At 67.8% G+C, this 19,537-nt stretch carries 13 protein-coding genes; 7 read left to right on the plus strand and 6 right to left on the minus strand.

Going from position 1 to position 19,537, the window contains the following annotated elements; translation table 11 throughout:
* Nucleotides 1–278 precede the first annotated feature (278 nt).
* Both VG561_RS16605 and VG561_RS16610 read right to left on the minus strand, forming a co-directional pair.
* Nucleotides 279–1,022, minus strand: coding sequence for a basic secretory protein-like protein (locus tag VG561_RS16605; RefSeq protein WP_032959489.1), 744 nt, complete (start codon nucleotides 1,020–1,022; stop codon nucleotides 279–281).
* Nucleotides 1,019–4,363, minus strand: coding sequence for a GH92 family glycosyl hydrolase (locus tag VG561_RS16610; RefSeq protein ID WP_423179804.1), 3,345 nt, complete (start codon nucleotides 4,361–4,363; stop codon nucleotides 1,019–1,021). Before VG561_RS16610 ends, VG561_RS16605 begins: the two co-directional genes overlap by 4 nt.
* Before the next feature lie 420 nt (nucleotides 4,364–4,783).
* Here VG561_RS16610 and VG561_RS16615 point away from each other — a divergent pair, with 420 nt between their 5' ends.
* The 3 genes from VG561_RS16615 to VG561_RS16625 are packed head-to-tail and all read left to right on the plus strand — an operon-like array spanning nucleotide 4,784 to nucleotide 7,424.
* Nucleotides 4,784–4,981 carry a zinc-finger domain-containing protein gene (locus VG561_RS16615; RefSeq protein ID WP_005410967.1) on the plus strand — a complete coding sequence of 66 codons (198 nt, stop codon included), beginning with the start codon at nucleotides 4,784–4,786 and terminating at the stop codon, nucleotides 4,979–4,981.
* Nucleotides 4,982–4,996: 15 nt separating this feature from the next.
* Complete coding sequence (locus tag VG561_RS16620) at nucleotides 4,997–6,112, plus strand: glycosyltransferase (protein ID WP_014648352.1); 1,116 nt, start codon at nucleotides 4,997–4,999, stop codon at nucleotides 6,110–6,112.
* Nucleotides 6,093–7,424 carry an O-antigen ligase family protein gene (locus VG561_RS16625; RefSeq protein WP_032960139.1) on the plus strand — a complete coding sequence of 444 codons (1,332 nt, stop codon included), beginning with the start codon at nucleotides 6,093–6,095 and terminating at the stop codon, nucleotides 7,422–7,424. The genes VG561_RS16620 and VG561_RS16625 overlap by 20 nt, the downstream gene beginning before the upstream one ends.
* A 101-nt stretch (nucleotides 7,425–7,525) precedes the next feature.
* On the opposite strand, the gene VG561_RS16630 is transcribed toward VG561_RS16625, so the two are convergent.
* Complete coding sequence (locus VG561_RS16630) at nucleotides 7,526–8,443, minus strand: LpxL/LpxP family Kdo(2)-lipid IV(A) lauroyl/palmitoleoyl acyltransferase (protein ID WP_014648350.1); 918 nt, start codon at nucleotides 8,441–8,443, stop codon at nucleotides 7,526–7,528.
* Nucleotides 8,444–8,503: 60 nt separating this feature from the next.
* Here VG561_RS16630 and waaA point away from each other — a divergent pair, with 60 nt between their 5' ends.
* Nucleotides 8,504–9,802 carry a lipid IV(A) 3-deoxy-D-manno-octulosonic acid transferase gene (gene waaA, locus VG561_RS16635; protein ID WP_014648349.1) on the plus strand — a complete coding sequence of 433 codons (1,299 nt, stop codon included), beginning with the start codon at nucleotides 8,504–8,506 and terminating at the stop codon, nucleotides 9,800–9,802.
* Nucleotides 9,803–10,025: 223 nt separating this feature from the next.
* On the plus strand, nucleotides 10,026–11,270 hold the full coding sequence (locus VG561_RS16640) for an amino acid transporter (RefSeq protein ID WP_262093063.1): 1,245 nt from the start codon (nucleotides 10,026–10,028) through the stop codon (nucleotides 11,268–11,270).
* 100 nt (nucleotides 11,271–11,370) lie between these two features.
* On the opposite strand, the gene VG561_RS16645 is transcribed toward VG561_RS16640, so the two are convergent.
* The 3 genes from VG561_RS16645 to VG561_RS16655 form a co-directional block, all read right to left on the minus strand.
* Nucleotides 11,371–12,729 (minus strand): TolC family outer membrane protein, encoded by a 1,359-nt coding sequence (locus VG561_RS16645; protein ID WP_014648347.1) that lies wholly within the window; start codon nucleotides 12,727–12,729, stop codon nucleotides 11,371–11,373.
* A 16-nt stretch (nucleotides 12,730–12,745) separates the two neighbouring features.
* Nucleotides 12,746–13,393, minus strand: a complete 648-nt coding sequence (locus VG561_RS16650) for a protein-L-isoaspartate O-methyltransferase family protein (RefSeq protein WP_423179805.1) — start codon at nucleotides 13,391–13,393, stop codon at nucleotides 12,746–12,748.
* A gap of 136 nt (nucleotides 13,394–13,529) precedes the next feature.
* Nucleotides 13,530–14,210 carry a TetR/AcrR family transcriptional regulator gene (locus VG561_RS16655; protein WP_069117902.1) on the minus strand — a complete coding sequence of 227 codons (681 nt, stop codon included), beginning with the start codon at nucleotides 14,208–14,210 and terminating at the stop codon, nucleotides 13,530–13,532.
* 119 nt (nucleotides 14,211–14,329) lie between these two features.
* Here VG561_RS16655 and VG561_RS16660 point away from each other — a divergent pair, with 119 nt between their 5' ends.
* The gene (locus VG561_RS16660) at nucleotides 14,330–15,460 is read left to right on the plus strand and encodes an efflux RND transporter periplasmic adaptor subunit (RefSeq protein WP_423179806.1); all 1,131 of its coding nucleotides are present in this window, start codon (nucleotides 14,330–14,332) and stop codon (nucleotides 15,458–15,460) included.
* A 4-nt stretch (nucleotides 15,461–15,464) separates the two neighbouring features.
* Complete coding sequence (locus VG561_RS16665) at nucleotides 15,465–18,626, plus strand: efflux RND transporter permease subunit (RefSeq protein WP_423179807.1); 3,162 nt, start codon at nucleotides 15,465–15,467, stop codon at nucleotides 18,624–18,626.
* Nucleotides 18,627–19,537 lie beyond the last annotated feature (911 nt).

A 19,537-nucleotide genomic window follows, 5' to 3' on the forward strand; every position in this document is an offset into this window, starting at 1 on the left:
CCGTGGGAAGGGACCGGACCGGCCTTCCCACCCTGGGCCCGACCAACTTTCATGGGCGAGGGTGTCATGCGTAATCGAGTCACGCGGCGATATTTCCAGCAGCTGTTCGCGCTGTACGCCGGTTTCGTGCAGTCGCGCTGAGGCGTAGAAAGCAGCGAGGTAGAGTCGACCGTTGGTCGACTATCGCGCGAAGCGCGGGGTTTTCGGGGGCTGTACGAAAGTCAGTCGACTAACAGTCGACTCTACCCAGTCGCCCCAATTCCCAGTTGACCAGCCAGTCAGCGCCGCTTGCCGCGGCGTGCAGGGGCCGGCGGCGGTGCATCCGACCGCGGCTTGGCGTACTGGGCCCACAGTGCGGGCAGTGCCTTGCCGGTGTGCTTCTGCCACAGCGCCGGTGCATAGCGGCCATCGCGCAGGGCCGTGTCCAGTGCCAGCACCAGGCCCGGGTGTTCGGCGTCGGCCCATTTCAGGAACGCACCGGTGACCCGGTAGCCGCTGTCGAAGTTCTGACCCTTCTCGACCTTGCCCGGCAGCGACCAGCCCGCGGCGGCATTGTCCATGCCGTAGCGGTCGCGTGCGTAGTCGGCGATGCCCTCCACCAGCCAACCCGGCACCCGTGCGTCGCCATGGCCCGGATAGCCCTGCACGATGTGCATGGCCTCATGGGTGACCAGGTCGATGTCGTTGGGGTGCTGCGCCAGCCAACCCGGATTGATGGTGATCGTTGCCGCCTGGTCCTTGTCACCGACGAAGGCGATCCCGGTGTAGGCCGGATCGATCACGATGCGCACCATCGATGGCGCGGCCGGGTGGAAGTCCGCACGTTCGCGCAGGTAGGCGAAGTAGAACGTATCGATCACCCGCTTGCGCTGCGGCGCGGCCAGGGCGCCACGGGCGTCCTGGTAGTTCAGCGTCACGCCGTCGCGGGTCAGCTGCGCATCAAAGGCCTGGGTCTGGCCGAAGCTGGAGAAGGAAAGGGCAACAAGGGCCAGAGGCAACAGACGGTAGCGCATAGGGCTCATTGTACGGCGCTGGGCGCCAACAGTTCGATCTCCGCCAGCGGCAGCCGGCCCGGCGCGGCCAGGCGCAGCCGGTACTCGCTGTAACGACCGGGTCTGGCGATGCGGAACGGACGGGTCTGGCGGGCAGACTCGAAGGCTTCGCCGCTGCGCTGGTCGAGCACGGTCCAGTGGCCGTTGCCATTGCGCGCTTCCAGCGTCCATTCGCCGCCCTGGATGCGGCCGTCACCGCTGGTCAGCGTATACATCGTCGGCGTGCCATTGCTCAGGCCGGTCAGTGCGATGGTCGCGCCGCCACCCAGGCCGACGGTGGTGGCCGCATCGTCATCGACCAGCGCCGGCAGGGCGCGGCCATCGGCCAGTTTTGCCTTCGCGCCGCTGCCGAGCAGGTCGTGCAGCAGCTGCGGGCGCTGGCCACGGGCAGTCAGCGAGCGCGGCACGTCATCCACGCCGCTGCCCCAGCGCGACGGCTGCGGGCCCATCACGAAGTCCAGCGTCGCGCCCCTGGCGATCAGCTCGTGCGGCACCCAGGTCTTCGTCCAGGGCGTGCCGTTGATCTTCAGCGACTGCACGTAGACGTTCTCTCGCGAATTGTTGGCCGCGTTCACGGTCAGCACCGCGCCGCCCTGCAGTTCCACCCGCGCGTGGCGGAAGGCCGGCGAACCGATCACATACTCCGGGGCGCCCATGCGCAGCGGGTACAGGCCCAGCGAGGCCAGCACGTACCACGCCGAGGTCTCGCCATTGTCCTCGTCGCCCGGATAGCCCTGGCCGATCTCGCTGCCGACGTACAGCCGCGACAGGATCTCGCGCACGTGCTGCTGGGTCTTCCACGGCTGCCCGGCGTACAGGTACATCCACGGGATGTGGTGCGCCGGCTGGTTGCTGTGCGCGTACATGCCCATGCGCACGTCGCGCGCCTCGGTCATCTCGTGGATGGTGCCGCCGTAGGAACCGGCCAGTGCCGGGTCTGCGGTTTCCGGCGTGGCGAAGAAGGCATCCAGTTTCGCCGCCAGCTTGTCGCGGCCACCGTACAGCGCGGCCAGGCCTTCGCCATCGTGGGCAGCGGTGAAGGCGAAGGTCCAGCCATTGGACTCGGTGTAGTCGTGGCCCCACACGCGCGGGTCGTAGTCCTTCGCGTCCACGCGCCACTGGCCATCGGCAGTGCGGCCCTGGAAGAAGCCGGCGGCCGGATCGAACATCGTCGTGTAGCTGGCGGCGCGATAGCGGAAGTAGTCGGCCTCGGTGCTGTAGCGCTCGCGTGCGGCCGGCGTGGTCGCACGCTTGGCCAGCGCGTCGGCCATGTTGGCGATGCCGAAATCATTGAGTGCGCCTTCCATCGTCCACGACATGCCTTCATGCACGTCCGCGCTGGCGTAGCCACGGAAGGTCGAACGGTCCATGCCCTTGCGGCCGACATGGCGGTCGGGCGGGACCACGGTCGCGTTCTTCAGCGCGGCGGCGTAGGCCTCGGCCGGATCGAAACCGCCGATGCCCTTCAGCCACGCATCGGCGAAGGCCACGTCCGAGCTGGTACCGACCATCAGGTCCGCATAGCCCGGCGACGACCAGCGTGCGATCCAGCCGCCGGCGCGGTACTGCTCGATGAAGCCCTGCACTAGCTGGCCGGCATCGTCGGGCGTGAACAGTGCATAGGCCGGCCAGGTGGTGCGGAAGGTGTCCCAGAAGCCGTTGTTGACGAACACCTTGCCATCGCGCACGCCGGCGTAACTGCGGGTCGCGCTGCCTTCGGTGTTGTCATCGCTGGCGCTGGCCTGGTTGGCGTAGCGCCACTCCGGTGCGGCGGCGCTGCCCACGTTCTCGTGGCCGGAATTCGGGTACAGGTACAGCCGGTACAGGCTGGAGTACAGCGTGGTCTTCTGGTCGTCGCTGGCATCGCCGATGTCGAAGCGGGCCAGGCGCGCGTCCCACGCGTCCTGTGCGCGGCCGGCCACGCTCTCCAGCGTATCGGCGGCGGCGATTTCCAGTGCGAGGTTGTGCCGCGCCTGCTCCACCGAGATCAGCGAGGTGGCGATGCGCATCGTCACCCGCCGCTCGCTGCCGGCATCGAACTTGATGTAGCCGGTCGGGCGCCCGGTGTCGAGGCGGCCGCTGCTGCGCCAGGGCTTGTCGAAGCTGGCCACCACGTACATGCGGCTGGCGCCGTTGGAGAGGCCGCTGCGCGTATCGGTGTAGCCCGACAGCGTCTGTGTGGCGGCATCCAGAGTCAGGCCACCACGTGCATCGACGTTGTCGAACAGCAGGTTGGCGTCACCGCCTTCGGGAAAGTCGAAGCGGAACAACGCGGCATGATCGGTCGGCGCGATGGTGGCAGCGATGCCGTTGTCGAAGCGCACGTCGTAGCGGTAGGGGCGCGCGCTTTCATGGCGGCGATCGAACGACAGCGCGCGCTTGCGGCGGTCGGCCTCCGGCACGCCACGGCTGGCCGAGGGCATCACCTGGAAGGTCTGGCGGTCACCCATCCACGGGCTGGGCTGGTGGCTCAGCGCAAGCGCCTGCAGCTGCGGGCGGTTCTGTGCGTCGTTCTGTTCGTTCCAGCGGTACAGCCAGTTCAGTGCGCCGGCATCGGTCACCGGGGTCCAGAAGTTGAAGCCGTGCGGCACCGCCGTGGCCGGGAAATTGTTGCCGCGCGAGAAGGTGCCGTTGGCCTGGGTGCCGCGGGTGGTCAGCACCCAGTCGGAGACGCGCTGTGGCTGCTGCCGCGGCTGTGCGTCCAGGCGCACGTCATCAATCCAGCCAGAGACCGGCGCGCCCTCGGCACTGGCCACCTCCAGCTCGATCGCCACCACGCGGCGGCCCTTCAGCGTGGGTACGTCGCCCAGCCGCACTGCCTTGCGCGCCCACTGTTGCGGGTACAGCGTCTTCGATTCGCCCTGCGCGCGTGCGCCGATCGCCACCCCATGCTGGTCGCGCGCCGCACCGGCCGACACGCGGCTGCCATCGTCCAGCAGCAGGTCCAGCGAGACATAGGTCGAAGCGACGGTGTCCTTGCCGACGATCTCCGGCAGCACCAGCCACGACAGCGTGGTATCGGCCTCGATGGGCAGGTCGGCCTTGAACAGTTCGCGCCGCGCGCTGCCGCCTTCGCTGCTGTAGCGCAGTGCATGCAGGCCGCTGTAGCCGGCGTTGCGCTTGGCGGCGTAAGGCGCCGCAGGGCCGTTGCCGATCGTGACCTGAAGTGCACCCGCGGCCTGCGTCGGGGCAGGTTCGCCGGGCTCGAACGAGGTCTGCAGGCCCTGTGCCAGCACCGGCATCGCAGTGGTCGCACAGGCCAGGGCCAGGGCGAGTGGAAGCAGGGCGCGGCGCGGATCGGACAGGGTCATGCAAGGGTCTCCCGGAAGGGCTGGCGGCGGGCAGAACCCGCATCGGCGGACACCACGGACAGCATCGCTCCGCCCGCCAGGCTGGCAGTGGAAGAGGCGATGCCGGTCCGGTGGGGGCGGGCCATGCGATCGGGTTGGATTGGGTGGGTCGGGGTGCGACCTGGCCCGATCCTGCAACAGCCGTCGCGCGCTGGCAAGTGCCATTTAGTTCGATCCAAATGCGGGAAATATCGCTGGAGTCGATTCTGGCGAGCGAACCTGCCGGAACGACCGCGAAATCCCCGGCGCCGCCGCCGCCCGGCGTGCGGCGGGGAGATGCGAGGCATCGGCGGGAGCGCGCAAAGGCCCGTTGTGGCGCAATGTCGGTGCGGCCCAGATGCTAGAATCACAGGCCTCGCAACCCGTTCACCGACATCCGCCATGAGCCATACCGCCACCGCGCCCGCCAACGCCGAGAAGCGCTACACCGTGCACCGCAGCGATCTGCCGTTGAGCTGCCCGACCCCGGAAATGGCGCTGTGGAACTCGCATCCGCGCGTGTACCTGCCGATCGAAGACGAGCCCAACGGTGAAGCGCAGTGCCCGTACTGCGGTTCCGTGTTCGTGCTGGCCGACTAAACGGCGGCCCCTTCGATGCGCCGATTGACCGTGGTGCAGTTGCTGCCGGCGCTGCACTCCGGCGGTGTCGAGCGCTCGACCCTGGAAATCGCTGCTGCCCTGGTCGCGGCCGGCCATCGTGCACTGGTGGTGTCCGCCGGTGGCCGCCTGGTGCAGCCGCTGCTGGACAGCGGTGCCGAGCACCTCACCCTGGACATCGGCCGCAAGTCGCTGCTGACCCTGCGCCATCTGCCGACCCTGCGCCGCCTGTTTGCCGAGGTCGGTGCGGACATCGTGCACGCCCGTTCGCGGCTGCCGGCCTGGCTGGGCCTGTACGCGATCCGCGCCATGCCCGCCGCACAGCGCCCGCACTGGGTGACCACCGTGCACGGGTTGAATTCGCCCAGCCGCTACAGTGCGGTGATGACCAGTGGCGAACGCGTGATCTGCGTGTCCAATACCGTGCGCGCCTTCGTGCAACGCCACTACCCGACGGTGCCGGAAGAAAAACTGCAGGTCATTCCCCGCGGTGTCGATGTCGGCCAGTTCCCACGCGTAGCACGTGCCGACCGTCGCCCGCGGCTGGCCCTGGCCGCCGATTATCCCTGGCTGGCGCAGGTTGATGGCCCGCTGCTGCTGTTGCCCGGGCGCGGTACCCGGCTGAAGGGCCACGCCCACGCGCTGCAGCTGCTGGCCGACGTGCGTGCCGCCGGCGTGCCTGCGCAGCTGTGGATGCTGGGTACCGAGGAACCCGGGCGTGAGGCCTACGTGGCCGATCTGCGCCGCCAGGCTGCGGCACTGGGCGTGGCCGAGGCCGTACAGATCAGCACGCCTACCGCACGCATCGCCCTGGCCTACGCCGCCAGCGATCTGGTGCTGCAGCTGTCGGACAAGCCGGAAGCCTTTGGCCGCACCGTGGTCGAGGCGCTGTCGGTCGGCCGCCCGGTGCTGGGCTGGGACCACGGTGGCGTCGGCGAACTGCTGCAGCAGCTGCAGCCCGGCGGCGCGGTGCCGCTCGGCGACGCGCGCGCGCTGGGTGAACGTGCGCTGGCCCTGCTGGCGCAGCCGCCATCCTTGCCGACCCGCATCCCGTTTACCCTGCAGGCCATGCAGCGCGATACCCTCCGCCTCTATGCCGATCTCGCCGGCTGACCCCGCTGCCATCGTGCGCGACGACCGCGCTGGGCGCTGGGCGCCCTGGTGGGTGCTGGCGTACGTGGCGATGTGGCCGTTGCCAGGCATCGCCGAAACCGTGCTCGGCCTTGGCGCGCTCTATGCTGCCGCGCGCATGGTCATGCGCCGGCTGCAGCGCCGCCCGCACCTGTTGAGCACGGCGGCGTGGGCCCTGACCTCGATCCTGTTCCTCGGCTACTGGTTGCCACAGGCGTTCTCGGCCATCGATGCGATCGATCCGGCGGCCTCGTGGACCAAGGCTGCCGCCGGACTGCGCTACCTGCCCTTCATGTGGCTGGTGGCGATCGCGGTAGCCACGCCGGAACGGCGGCGGCTGACCTTCGGTGGCCTGGCGCTGATCACCGGCGCGTGGACGCTGGACGCGTTGGTACAGGCGCTGGCCGGCACCAGCCCATGGTTCTGGTCGCTGGAGCACCTGAAGCTGGCCGTAAGTGGCCACGCGCTGTGCCCGGCCGACGAAGCCGCACTGGCCGACCGCCTCAGTGGCGCGCTCGGGCCCTGCAACCTGAAATTCGGCCAGGTGCTGGCCAGCCTGTCACCCTTCCTGCTGCTGCCGATGGCGCGGCGTTTCGGCAGTGCGGGGTGGTTGCTGGCCGCCGCCGCACTGGGAGGCGTGCTGCTGCTGGCCGGTTCGCGCGCCTCGTGGATCACCTTTGTGCTGGTGCTGGGCTACAGCGGCCTGCGCCAGTTCGGCTGGAAGCGGCTGCTGCTGCTGGCCCTTGTGGCAGCGCTGGGTACGGCCGCACTGACAGCGGGCGTGCCGCAGCTGCGCGAGCGTGTTGCGCGCACGGCACAGGCATGGAACGAAGACGGGCAGGGCGTTGACGAGGCGCTTTCGGGGCGCGCGCGCATCTGGACGGCGGCGGTGTGCATGATCGAGGAACATCCGGTCAACGGTGTCGGTGCGCGCGGCTTCCGTGATGCGTATCCGGCCTGCGTGTCAGACGAGGGCCCCGCCGTGTGGGGCAATCAACCGGCATTGCACGCCCACCAGATCGTGCTGGAAATCCTGGCCGAGACCGGCGTGCTGGGCCTGCTGCTGTGGCTGGCGGCGGTGGCGCAGGCCTGGCGGGCTTGGCGCTATGCACCGCCGGCGGCGCGTGACCGCGCCCGCCCGGCGATGCTGGCGCTGGCGGTTACCGTGTTCCCGCTCAATACGCACCTGGCGTTCTATTCTGCGTTCTGGGGCGGCCTGACCGTGCTGCTGGCGGCCCTGTTCGCCGGCAGTCTGCTGGCCCGCGAATCGGACGAATCTCCGCCGATGCAGTAGTTGCCAACCTTGGTGGGCTCCCCGGGACCGGCCTCGGTTCATCCGGCGCCAACCAAGGTTGGCGACTACCGCGAGGACGCCGGCCCTTCCACCGCATCCGGCTATTTGTAGAAATCACTCCGGCCGCCGGGCTGGCGCTTGAAGCGGCGGTGGATCCACAGGTACTGGTCGGGGGCTTCGCGCACCATCTCTTCGATGGCCTGGTTGACCCGCGTGGTATCGGCTTCCACGTCCTCGCTGGGGAAATTCTCCAGCGGTGCGCCGATCTTCAGCACGTACTTCCCGCCTTCGCGGCGGTGGAAGTACGGGATCACTGCACAACCGGTCATCCTTGCCAGCTGGTGGGTGGCGGTGATGGTCGAAGCGGTGTGGCCGAAGAACGGCACGAACACGGTGTCCTTGCCACGCATGTCCTGGTCCGGCGCGTACCAGAGGAAGCCGCCCTTCTTCAGGTGGCGCACGGTCGCGCGGATGTCCTCGTTGGCGAACATCGCCTTGGCATAGCGCAGGCGGCCGAACTTCACCGCCCACTCGTACACCGGGTTCTTGTGCTTGCGGTACATGCCGGACAGGTCGACGTAGTCGCACAGCAGGCGTCCGCACATTTCCAGGGTCATGAAGTGGCCGGAGACCAGCAGCACGCCGCGGCCTTCAGCCTCCATCTGCCGCAGATGTTCCAGGCCTTCGATCCGTACCTGCGGGCGGATGCGGTCGATGCTGCCCCACCAGGCGCGGATGCACTCGAACACGCCCACGCCCAGCGCATCGAAACTGTCGCGCACCAGGCGCTGGCGCCAGGCTTCGTCCTTCTCGGGGAAGCACAGCTGCAGGTTGACTTCGGCGGCGCGGCGGCGGCTGCCGAGCAGGCGCCAGGTGATCCAGCCGACGCCCCGGCCCAGCGCGCGCTGCAGCATCCACGGCAGGCGGGCGATGGCGAAGGCGCCGAACATGGCGGCGAACATCGGCCAGTTGCGCGGATCGCGCAGCGATGGGCGGACGGCGGTGGAGGCATCTGACATGGGGCCATTCTACCAAGGCGGCCGCGTGTCTTTCCCCGGGGGCTCCCGTATCCTTGCCGCATGCGCAAAGACCCTGTCGAATGGATCCTGCGCGGCCTGTATTCGGTCGTGCTCTACATCCTGCTGCCGATCACCGTGTACCACCTGGTCTGGCGCGGTTTCCGGGTCCGTGAATACTTCCGGCGCTGGGATGAACGCTATGCCTCCTATCCGCAGCCGACCGGGCAGCCGCGGGTCTGGCTGCACGCGGTCTCGGTGGGCGAGGTCAATGCCGCCGCGCCGCTGGTCAATGCCCTGCGCCAGCAGCGCCCGGACATCCGCTGGGTGATCACCACCATCACCCCGACCGGCTCCGAGCGCGTACGCGCGCTGTGGGGCGACGCCCTGGACCATGTCTACCTGCCGTACGACGTGCCGGGCAGCGTCAACCGTTTCCTCGGCCATTTCCAGCCCAGCCTGGCGCTGATCCTGGAAACCGAGCTGTGGCCGAACATGCTGTTCGGCTGCCGTGACCGCGGCATTCCGGTGTACATCCTCAACGCCCGGTTGTCGGCGCGTTCGCTGCGCGGCTACCGGTTGCTGGCGGCACTGATCCGCCGCGCGCTGCGCACCGTCACCTGCGTGGCCGCGCAGTCGCAGGACGATGCCGAGCGCTTCGTGCAGCTGGGGGCGGATCCCGGCCAGGTGCAGGCGCTGGGCAACCTGAAATTCGACATCGCCACGCCGGATGTGCAGGGTTTCGTCGAACAGTTCCACGCGCGGGTACCGGCCGCTCGTCCGGTATGGATCGCCGCCAGTACCCATGATGGCGAGGAGCAGGCGGTGATCGACCTGCACCGGCGCCTGCGCCAGCGGCATCCGGAGCTGCTGCTGCTGTGGGCACCGCGACATCCCGAGCGTTTCCCGAAGGTGGAAGCGCTGGCGCGCGAACAGGGCTGGAGCGTGGCGACCCGCCGCGTGGACCAGTGGCCACACGCGGCCACCGACGTGTTCGTCATCGACACCCTTGGCGAGCTGATGCCGTTCTATGCCTGCGCCCAGGTCGCCTTCGTCGGCGGCAGCCTGCAGGCCATCGGTGGTCACAACCTGCTGGAGCCGGCCGCGATGGGAACGGCGGCGGTGACCGGCCCGCACCTGCACAACTTCGCGGAAATTTCCCGGCGCATGCGCGAGGCCGGAGCGCTGCTGATCGGCGAGGACGCGCAGGCGGTGGGCGATCTGCTGCAGCACCTGCTCGACGATGCCCAGGCCCGCGAAGACATGGCGCGGGCGGGATGCACGCTGGTCAGCAATGGCCGCGGCGCGCTGCAACGCACGCTTGCCCTGGTGGCGCCGCACCTGCCACCACCGCGCGAGTGATCGCGGCAGCGCGGAGTCAGCGGCGCTGACGAGCATTGTCGTGATCAACTTCATCAATTCTGCTTAGCGACGATTTTTCTGTCGTTGCTGGACCGACCCTGCCGCTGGCAGCGTGCCTGCCATCACATCGTTGCGCACATTCCACCGATTCTGATTCCGCAGGACGACGCAGGCTGCCAGCCTGCTGTCGACCGCGCTTGGGCGGATATCAAGGGAACTTGCGATGGACGGCGACAGGGGCGGGGACGGCACGGGTGGGGCCGGACTGGGGACGGACCATCTGGCGGTGGTGGCGTTGACACTGTTGGTGGGCGGCAGCGTGATCGCACTGGTGGGCCAGCACACGGCGGCACAGGCAGGCCCCGCCATCGTGCTCAGCCTGTTGCTGGCTGCACTGGGGGCCGGCCTGGTGCTGTGCTGCCTGCAGGATCTGGTGCTGCGGTTGCCGGCGGGCGAGGGCCTGCACGGGCTGCTGGCTGCCAGCTGGGGGCCGCGGGTGGCGGGCGTGTTGGGCATGGCCCTGCTGCTGGAGCTGGTGGCGACCACGGCGGGCGTGGCGCAGTCCATGGCCCTCCATCTGCACGCGGTGCTGGCCGCCGAAGGCCTCCAGCCCTGCGACTGGCTGCCGGAACAGGTCACGGCGGCGGTGGGCCTGCTGATGCTGGGCGCGCTGGCATTGCTGCCGCCACGGCGTGTGGTGCTGGTGGCCTGCGCCCTGTTGACGGTGAAGATCGGTGCGGGGGTGTTGCTGCTGGCGCTGGCGGCACGTCATGTGCATTACGCGCACTGGATCCCCTGGCTGCCACCGGCGACCGCGCCGTATCGCTTCGGGCTGGGCGGGGTGCTGGCGGCTGCGGTGCCGCTGCTGGGGGTATTTGCCAGCGTCGGCTTGGCACTGGGCTTTCCTGCGTTGCGCCGCCAGGGCGCGATGTGGCAACCGGCAGTGCTGGCGCTGGTCTCGTTGCTGGCGATGCTGCTGCTGATCGTGCTGGCAGCACTGCAGGCAGGGCTGGTGGAGTTTTCCGCGCTTGCCAGTACCCGGCCACTGTCGGTGGCGCTGGAGATGCATCCGCAATTGGAGTGGATGCTGCCGTTGTTGCCGCTGGCGGGGGCTACGGGCCTGGCCGCCCTGCAGCTGGTGCTGCTGATGCTGGCCTTGCGGCTGGCAACATCGCTGTGGCCAGGGGCGGGTGATGCAGTGGGACGCTCCCGCGGTGTGATCGTGGCGGCGGTCGGACTGCCGGCGGTGATGCTGGTGCTGTGGCTGCCGTTGGGCACCCTGCCGGCGCTGCCGGGTCCGGCAACCCTGCTGGTGATGGCGGCGCTGTGCCTGGCGGTGCTGCGGCGGCGGAATGACATGAGGCAGGGCGCAACCGGTCGCGAACTGGTGCTGCCGATGCTGGCGCCCTTGGCGGCCGCGCTGTGCGTCCTTGCGGCGCTGGAACGCCTGCGGGCATGGCCGGGCTGAGGGTTCGCGGGGCCACGCAACGGGTAGCTGCGGGCGGATGCACCGCCTGCAAAAAAGCCACCCTTGCGGGTGGCTTCTTTGTTGCCGGCAGGGCGACGGATCAGTGCGTGGTCGTTGCCGGATTGCCCGCGTCCTGGGTCAGCAGGCGGTTGACGTCCTGCAGCTCGGCCACGTCCAGCGCACCCAGCGACTGGCTCAGCAGCAGGCGGTTCTGCAGGAAGGTGTAGCGGGCCTGGGCGTAGTCCAGCTGCGCCGAGAACAGGATGCGCTGGTTCTGGATCACGTCCAGCACGGTACGGGTACCGACTTCCAGGCCGACCTGCGAGGCGTCGTACGCGCTCTGTGCCGAGACCACGGCCAGGCGACGGGCCTCCACTTCGCTGATGCCCTGTACCAGGGTCTGGTAGGCATTGCGGGTGTTGCGGTCCAGGGCGCGCTTCTGCTGCTCGTAGCCGTCCTGGGCGATGTCACGCTGGGCCAGCGCCTGGCGCACGCCGGACTGGGTGGCACCACCGGAGAAGATCGGCACGCTCAGCGTCAGGCCGATGCTGTTGGTGCGGGCGTCCGGCGACAGCGAACCGGAACCAGTGCTGTCACCCCAGGTCGCGCTCTTGCCCCAGCTGCCGCCCAGCGACAGGGTCGGGTAATGGCCGCCACGGGCGGCCTGCACACCAGCCTCGGCGGCGCTGACCTTCAGTTCCTGCGCCTTCAGCGCCGGATTCTGGGTGGTGGCCTGCTGCACCAGCTCATCGATGTTGCCACGGTTTGCCGGCACTTCCGGGCGGAAGTCGGCCGGCAGCCCACGCAGGTTGGTCACCGGCTGGCCGGTCAGTTCGGTCAGGGCCTGGTAGTTATCGGCCAGGGTGTTCTGCGCAACGATGGTGTTGGCACGCGCCTGGTCGTACTGGGCGCGTGCTTCGTGCACGTCGGTGATCGGCGCCAGGCCCACTTCCAGGCGCTTGTCGGCGAAGTCGAACTGCTTCTTCGCGGCCGCTTCATTGGTCTGTGCGGCATTCAGCGATTCGATCGCCACCAGCACGTTGAAGTAGGCCGCCGAGGTGCGCACGATCAGGCTGTCGTTGGCCGAATCGAGGGTGAAGTCCGCCGCCTTGCTCAGCTCGCGCTGCGAACGCAGGTTGTTGATCTGGGTCCAGTTGAACAGCGTCTGGCTGCCGTCGATCGTGTAGGTGCGGCGCTTGTTGGTGAACGAGCCGGAGTTGGCGTCGGCGTTCGGCTCACTGCGCGTGCGGTTCAGCTGGGCCTGGCCGTTGATCTGCGGCAGCAGGGCGGCGCGCGCCTGCACGGCGCCTTCCTTGTCATACAGCCGGGTCGATTCGGCGGCGGACAGCTGCGGATCGCCATTGCGCGCCATTTCGTAGACCTGCAGCAGGTCGGCGGCATGGGCGGACAACGGCAGCAGGGCAGTGGCCAGCGCAACAGCGAGGGATCGGCGGATCATTGCGGCTTCCTTGGACTCAGAGGTGGAACTGGGGGGCCGGGGCGGCACCACGCAGGTAATCGATATCGGTCTCGAACAGGGACTCGCTGCCGCCGTCGGCCTTGACCAGCAGGGCCTCCATCGCCGGCGAGCAGCCGTGGATCACGAACAGGCGACCACCCGGACGCAGCCACGAGGCGAACTGTGACGGCACCACGTCGACCGCACCAGTGACACAGATCACGTCAAAGCGGCGTTCGGTCTGCCAGGACAGGGCGTCGGCCACTTCCACGCGGACGTTGGTGCCCAGGCCGGACGCGTCCAGGCGGGCGCGCGCGGCGGCGGCCAGCTCCGGGTCGATTTCCAGGCTCAGCACGTCGCGCGCCAGCGCGCCGATGCAGGCCGACAGGAAGCCGCTGCCGGTGCCGATTTCCAGCACTTCGTCACCCGGCTGCAGGTCCAGCGCCTGCAGGGTACGGCCCTCGATGACCGGCTTCATCATCTTCTGGCCATGGCCGATCGGCAGTTCGACATCGGCGTAGGCCAGTGCCCGGTGTGCATCGGCGACAAAAGCCTCGCGCGGCAGGCGGGCCAGGACGTCGAGCACCTTGATGTCCAGCACGTCCCAGGGACGGATCTGCTGTTCCACCATCAGTTCGCGGGCGTGGGCGTAATCAATCGTCATGAGGTTCAAATCCAGCGCAGTGGGCCGGCCATTTTACCGGTGCCGGAGGCCGGCGGCGCGCCCAGAGCATCAGCTGCCGGGTGGCCGGGGTCGCAGTGCCGGAAGTCATCGCGACCTCCGGTTCGTTCAGTTTTGGTTATTCAGCCGTCCCGACCCCTCGCGGCGCATAGGCGCGCAGGAAGAAGTCGATGCTGGCAGTCACGTGGGCAAGAGGGTCGCATTCCACCGGTGACAGTGGCATGCCGCACATCATATGCATGTGCACTTCACCCTTGACCAGGGTCAGGAACTGCTCGCCAGCCAGCGAATAGTCGGTGATTTCCAGCTCGCCGCGCTCGGCGCGTGCCCGCAGGAAGTCAGCCAGGGCCTCGCAGGTACGTTCCGGTCCTGCCTTCCAGAACAGCTCGCGCAGGCGTTCGTCGGTCTCCGGCGCCATCATCATGCGCTGGATCGAGATCGCCGCATCGGACGTGATCAGTTCGAAGAAGGCCAGACCGATCCCGATCAGCTGGTCGCGCAGCGGGCCGTCCGCGTCGGCCACGAACAGGGCATCGGGCAGCATTTCAATGCACTTCGACTGCACGGCCTCGGAGAACAGGGTCTCCTTGTCGCCGAAGTGGCTGTACACAGTCAGTTTCGAGACGCCGGCCTGAGCGGCGATGGTGTCCATGCTCACGCCGGTATAGCCCTGTTCGATGAACAGTGTCTTGGCTGCTTCAAGGATCGCCGCGCGCTTGCCGAGGTCCTTGGGGCGCCCGGGTCCGGCGGCCTTGGCAGCGGGCTTGGCCGACGGCTTGCGGGAAGTGTGAGAACTCATCACCACAATACTAGACCAAGCGGTTCGATATTTATACTATACCGGCCGGTTTATTAAATTGGGCCGGCAGTCGCGGCTCCCCCCTTAGTTGCAACCCTGCGTTTTCAGGACGTTGACCGATGAAGATCGTGCGCTGGATGGGCGGTATGGTGTGGATGGCTGCGCTGGCAGCCTGTTCGGGACAGGAACAGGCGCCCCAGGCGGCCGTTCCGGTGCTGGTGGTTCACCCTGGCGAGCAGGCCGGGCAGGCGCCGGCGGCGTTCCCGGGCACGGTGCGTGCGCGGCAGGAAAGTCCACTGTCGTTCCGCGTTGGCGGCAACCTGGTCAAGCGCCACGTCGATGCCGGGCAACGGGTGAAGAAGGGCGACGTGCTGGCCGAGCTGGACGTGGCCGACTTCGCGCTGCAGGCCCGCGCCTCGCAGGCGCAGCTTGATGCGGCCGAAGCCGATCTGGTGCGTGCCCGTGATGACCTCAAGCGCTACCAGGTGCTGGCCGACCAGCAGCTGGTCAGCCGCTCGCAGCTGGACCAGCAGTCCGCCGCCTTCAAGGCCGCGCAGGGCCAGGCCAACGCCGCCCGCGCCAACCTCGATGTGCTGCGCAACCAGGCCGACTACGCACAGCTGCGCGCGCCGTCCGATGGCGTGATCGCCAGCCGTGAGGCCGAAGCCGGGCAGGTGGTGTCGGCCGGCCAGACCATCTTCAACCTGGCCGCCGATGGCGGGCGCGAAGTGCTGATCGACCTGCCCGAGGCCACCATCCGCGACTATGCGGTGGGCCAGCCGGTCGAGGTGGAGCTGTGGAACCGTCCTGGCCAGCGCCTGCCAGGCACGATCCGCGAGATCGCCGCTGCCGCCGATCCACAGGCACGCACCTATGCAACCCGGGTCAGCCTGCCCGCCGATGCGCTGGCCGATGTCGAACTGGGCCAGAGCGCGCGCGTCTACAGCAGCGCCGGCCGCCACGGCACCCTGCAGCTGCCGCTCGGTGCGCTGCAGCGCGGTGCCAACGGTGCCGCCAGCGTGTGGGTGGTCGATCCGGCCAACAGCACGCTGAAGGCCGCGTCGGTCACCACCGGTGCCTATGGCAGCGAATCGGTGCCGGTGCTGTCCGGTGTGAATGCGGGTGACTGGGTGGTCGCTGCCGGCGGACACCTGTTGCGTGCCGGCCAGCCGGTGATCGCCGTGGACCGCCAGAACCGCCCGGTGCTGAAGCCGGCCACGCCGGCCGCTGCCGCCAAGGCCAAGGAGTAAGCCGGTGCGCCGCTTCAATCTTTCCGAGTGGGCGTTGTCCAACCGCCCGCTGGTGCTGTTCGCGATGCTTGCCTTCGCGCTGATCGGCGCATGGTCGTACAAGCATCTGGGCCAGTCCGAGGATCCGCCATTCACCTTCAAGGCGATGGTGGTGCGCACGCTTTGGCCGGGCGCCACCGCCGAACAGGTCTCGCGGCAGGTGACCGAGCCGATCGAGAAGGCGCTGATGAACACCGGCGAGTACGAGTTCATCCGCTCCTATTCGCGCCCCGGCGAATCGCAGGTCATCTTCATGGCACGCGACAGCCTGCGTTCCAAGCAGATCCCGGACCTGTGGTACCAGGTTCGCAAGCGCGTGGGCGACATCCGTGCGACGCTGCCGCGCGAGATTGTCGGCCCGTTCTTCAACGATGAGTTCGGCGACACCTACGGGAACATCTATGCGTTGACCGGCAAGGGCTTCGACTACGCGGTGATGCGCGACTACGCCGACCGCATCCAGCTGGAACTGCAGCGCGTACCCGATGTCGGCAAGATCGACCTGGTCGGCCTGCAGGACGAGAAGGTGTGGATCGAACTGTCCAACACCCGGCTGGCAACGCTGGGTGTGTCGATGCAGCAGGTGCAGCAGGCGCTGGCCGACCAGAATGCGATCACCGGCACCAGCTTCTTCGAGACCGCCACCGATCGCGTGCAGCTGCGCGTGACGGGCCAGTTCAACGACATCGACGCCATCCGCCAGTTCCCGATCCGTGCTGGCGACCGCACCGTGCACCTGGGCGACATCGCCGAGGTCAAGCGTGGCTTCGCCGATCCGGCGTCGCCGAAGATGCGCTTCATGGGCGAAGAGGCGATCGGCCTGGCGGTGGCGATGAAGGATGGCGGTGACATCCTCAAGCTGGGCGCCAACCTCGACGCCGAGTTCGAGCGGCTGCAGAAGACCCTGCCGGCCGGCATGCAGCTGCGCAAGGTGTCCGACCAGCCGCAGTCGGTGGAGGAGTCGGTTGGCGAGTTCGTGCAGGTGCTGACCGAAGCGGTGGTGATCGTGCTGCTGGTCAGTTTCTTCTCGCTGGGCCTGCGCACCGGCCTGGTGGTGGGCGTGACCATTCCGCTGGTGCTGGCGATGACCTTCTTCGTCATGCATTACTTCGACATCGGCCTGCACAAGATTTCGCTGGGCGCACTGGTGCTGGCGCTGGGCCTGCTGGTGGACGATGCGATCATCGCGGTGGAGATGATGGCCACCAAGATGGAGCAGGGCTTCGATCGCCTGCGCGCGGCCAGCTTCGCCTGGGAATCGACCGCGTTCCCGATGCTGACCGGCACATTGATCACGGCAGCCGGCTTCCTGCCGATCGCCACGGCGGCATCGAGCACCGGTGAATACACCCGTTCGCTGTTCCAGGTGGTGACCATCGCACTGGTGGTGTCATGGATCGCAGCGGTGCTGTTCATCCCGTACCTGGGCGACAAGATGCTGCCGGACCTGTTCAATCCGCAGCCGCCGAAGCCCGGCAGCCTGTCCGCGCGTTGGCTGGCCAAGCGCCAGCAGTGGGCCGACCGCTATCCGGCGCTGGCCAACCTGATCGCACCGCCGCAGCATGGGCACGACCACGATCCCTACCAGCGCCCGTTCTACCGCAGCTTCCGGCGCTTCCTCGACGCCTGCCTGCGCCGCCGCTGGTGGGTGATCGCCGCGACCGTCGCCCTGTTCGTGTTCTCACTGATGATGTTCCGCTTCGTGCCGCAGCAGTTCTTCCCGGACTCGACCCGGCCGGAACTGATGGTGGACATCGAGCTGGCCGAGGGGGCGTCGCTGCGCTCGACCCAGGCCCAGGCCGAGAAGCTGGAGAAGCTGCTGTCCAGCCGCGAGGGCATCGCCAACTATGTGTCCTATGTGGGTACCGGTTCGCCGCGCTTCTACCTGCCGCTGGACCAGCAGCTGCCGGCGACCAACTTCGCCCAGTTCGTGGTGCTGGCCAAGGACATCAAATCGCGCGAAAGCACCCGTGACTGGCTGCTGCACGAGGTGATTCCGAAGTTCCCGGACGTGCAGATGCGCGTGACCCGCCTGGAGAACGGCCCGCCGGTCGGTTATCCGGTGCAGATGCGCATCTCCGGCGAGCACATCGAGAAGGTGCAGGCGATCGCGCGCCAGGTCGAGGCCAAGGTGCGTGAGAACCCGCACGTGATGAACGTCAACCTGGACTGGAGCGAGCCGAGCAAGGTGGTGAGGCTGGTGATCGACCAGGAGCGTGCCCGCGCGCTGGGCGTGAGCAGCGCCCAGGTCAGCCAGTTCCTGGCCAGTTCGCTGGCCGGCCAGTCGGTGAGCGTGTATCGCGAAGGCAACCGCCAGATCGAGATGCTGCTGCGCGGGCCGGCCGATGAGCGCAACCAGCTGGAGCTGCTGTCCAGCCTGTCGATGCCGACCGCCAACGGCGGCAGCATCACGCTGTCGCAGGTGGCGACGATGGAGTACGGCTTCGAGGACGGCATCATCTGGCACCGCAACCGGTTGCCGACCGTGACCGTGCGCGCCGACATCAGCGATGGCATGCAGGCGCTGGACGTGGTGCACCAGATCATGCCCACGCTGGATGGCATCCGTGCCGAGCTGCCCAGCGGCTACCTGCTGGAAACCGGCGGCACCGTGGAGGACTCGGCGCGCGGGCAGAACTCGATCAAGGCCGGCATGCCGCTGTTCCTGGTGGTGGTGGCGACGCTGCTGATGCTGCAGCTGCGCAGCTTCTCGCGTGCGGCGATGGTGCTGGTGACCGCGCCGCTGGGCATCATCGGTGCGACCCTGTTCCTGCTGCTGTTCCGTGCGCCGTTCGGCTTCGTCGCGCTGCTGGGCACGATCGCGCTGGCCGGCATGATCATGCGCAACTCGGTGATCCTGATCGACCAGATCCAGCAGGACATCGATGCCGGGCATGATCGCTGGCATTCGATCATCGATGCCACGGTGCGCCGCTTCCGCCCGATCGTGCTGACCGCGCTGGCGGCCGTGCTGGCGATGATTCCGCTGTCGCGCAGCGCGTTCTATGGCTCGATGGCGATCTCGATCATGGGTGGTCTGATCGTGGGTACGGTGCTGACGCTGGTGTTCCTGCCGGCGTTGTACGCGGCGTGGTTCCGGGTGAAGCCGGACGAATCCGGGGCGTAATGCCCCGGGTTCTGCGGCTGCACCCATCCACGCATGGCGTGGACTGATCTGCTCGCGGGATCTGCTTTCTGTAGAGCCGAGCCATGCTCGGCTGCTCTTCGCTCTTCGCTCTTCGCTCTTCGCTCTTCGCTCTTCGCTCTTCGCTCTTCGCTCTTCGCGCGATGATGGGATGAGTCGAGCATGGCTCGACTCTACAGAAGCACCCACGCATGGCGTGCATCTACAGCAGCGGATCGTTGCCCTGGTAGGTGCCAACCTTGGTTGGCACTGCAGCATGCATCCACGCATGGCGTGGACTGATCTGCTCGCGGGATCTGCTTTCTGTAGAGCCGAGCCATGCTCGGCTGCTCTTCGCTCTTCGCTCTTCGCTCTTCGCTCTTCGCTCTTCGCTCTTCGCTCTTCGCTCTTCGCGCGATGATGGGATGAGTCGAGCATGGCTCGACTCTACAGAAGCACCCACGCATGGCGTGCATCTACAGCAGCGGATCGTTGCCCTGGTAGGTGCCAACCTTGGTTGGCACTGCAGCATGCATCCACGCATGGCGTGGACTGATCTGCTCGCGGGATCTGCTTTCTGTAGAGCCGAGCCATGCTCGGCTGCTCTTCGCTCTTCGCTCTTCGCTCTTCGCTCTTCGCTCTTCGCTCTTCGCTCTTCGCGCGATGATGGGATGAGTCGAGCATGGCTCGACTCTACAGAAACATCCCCGCATGGCGTGGATCTACCGCAACTGGTCCTTGTCCTGGTAGGTGCCAACCTTGGTTGGCACCGAAGCATGCATCCACGCATGGCGTGGACTGATCTGCTCGCGGGATCTGCTTTCTGTAGAGCCGAGCCATGCTCGGCTGCTCTTCGCTCTTCGCTCTTCGCTCTTCGCGCGATGATGGGATGAGTCGAGCATGGCTCGACTCTA

This window comes from Stenotrophomonas sp. CASM110, from assembly GCF_049384345.1.
In the GTDB taxonomy this organism is placed as follows: domain Bacteria; phylum Pseudomonadota; class Gammaproteobacteria; order Xanthomonadales; family Xanthomonadaceae; genus Stenotrophomonas; species Stenotrophomonas muris.

Excerpts from the sequence above, each read along its gene's own strand:
- VG561_RS16605 (WP_032959489.1), bottom strand. The coding sequence starts at position 1,022 with ATGAGCCCTATGCGCTACCGTCTGTTGCCTCTGGCCCTTGTTGCCCTT.
- VG561_RS16610 (WP_423179804.1), bottom strand. The coding sequence starts at position 4,363 with ATGACCCTGTCCGATCCGCGCCGCGCCCTGCTTCCACTCGCCCTGGCC.
- VG561_RS16615 (WP_005410967.1), top strand. The coding sequence starts at position 4,784 with ATGAGCCATACCGCCACCGCGCCCGCCAACGCCGAGAAGCGCTACACC.
- VG561_RS16620 (WP_014648352.1), top strand. The coding sequence starts at position 4,997 with ATGCGCCGATTGACCGTGGTGCAGTTGCTGCCGGCGCTGCACTCCGGC.
- VG561_RS16625 (WP_032960139.1), top strand. The coding sequence starts at position 6,093 with ATGCCGATCTCGCCGGCTGACCCCGCTGCCATCGTGCGCGACGACCGC.
- VG561_RS16630 (WP_014648350.1), bottom strand. The coding sequence starts at position 8,443 with ATGTCAGATGCCTCCACCGCCGTCCGCCCATCGCTGCGCGATCCGCGC.
- waaA (WP_014648349.1), top strand. The coding sequence starts at position 8,504 with ATGCGCAAAGACCCTGTCGAATGGATCCTGCGCGGCCTGTATTCGGTC.
- VG561_RS16640 (WP_262093063.1), top strand. The coding sequence starts at position 10,026 with ATGGACGGCGACAGGGGCGGGGACGGCACGGGTGGGGCCGGACTGGGG.
- VG561_RS16645 (WP_014648347.1), bottom strand. The coding sequence starts at position 12,729 with ATGATCCGCCGATCCCTCGCTGTTGCGCTGGCCACTGCCCTGCTGCCG.
- VG561_RS16650 (WP_423179805.1), bottom strand. The coding sequence starts at position 13,393 with ATGACGATTGATTACGCCCACGCCCGCGAACTGATGGTGGAACAGCAG.
- VG561_RS16655 (WP_069117902.1), bottom strand. The coding sequence starts at position 14,210 with ATGAGTTCTCACACTTCCCGCAAGCCGTCGGCCAAGCCCGCTGCCAAG.
- VG561_RS16660 (WP_423179806.1), top strand. The coding sequence starts at position 14,330 with ATGAAGATCGTGCGCTGGATGGGCGGTATGGTGTGGATGGCTGCGCTG.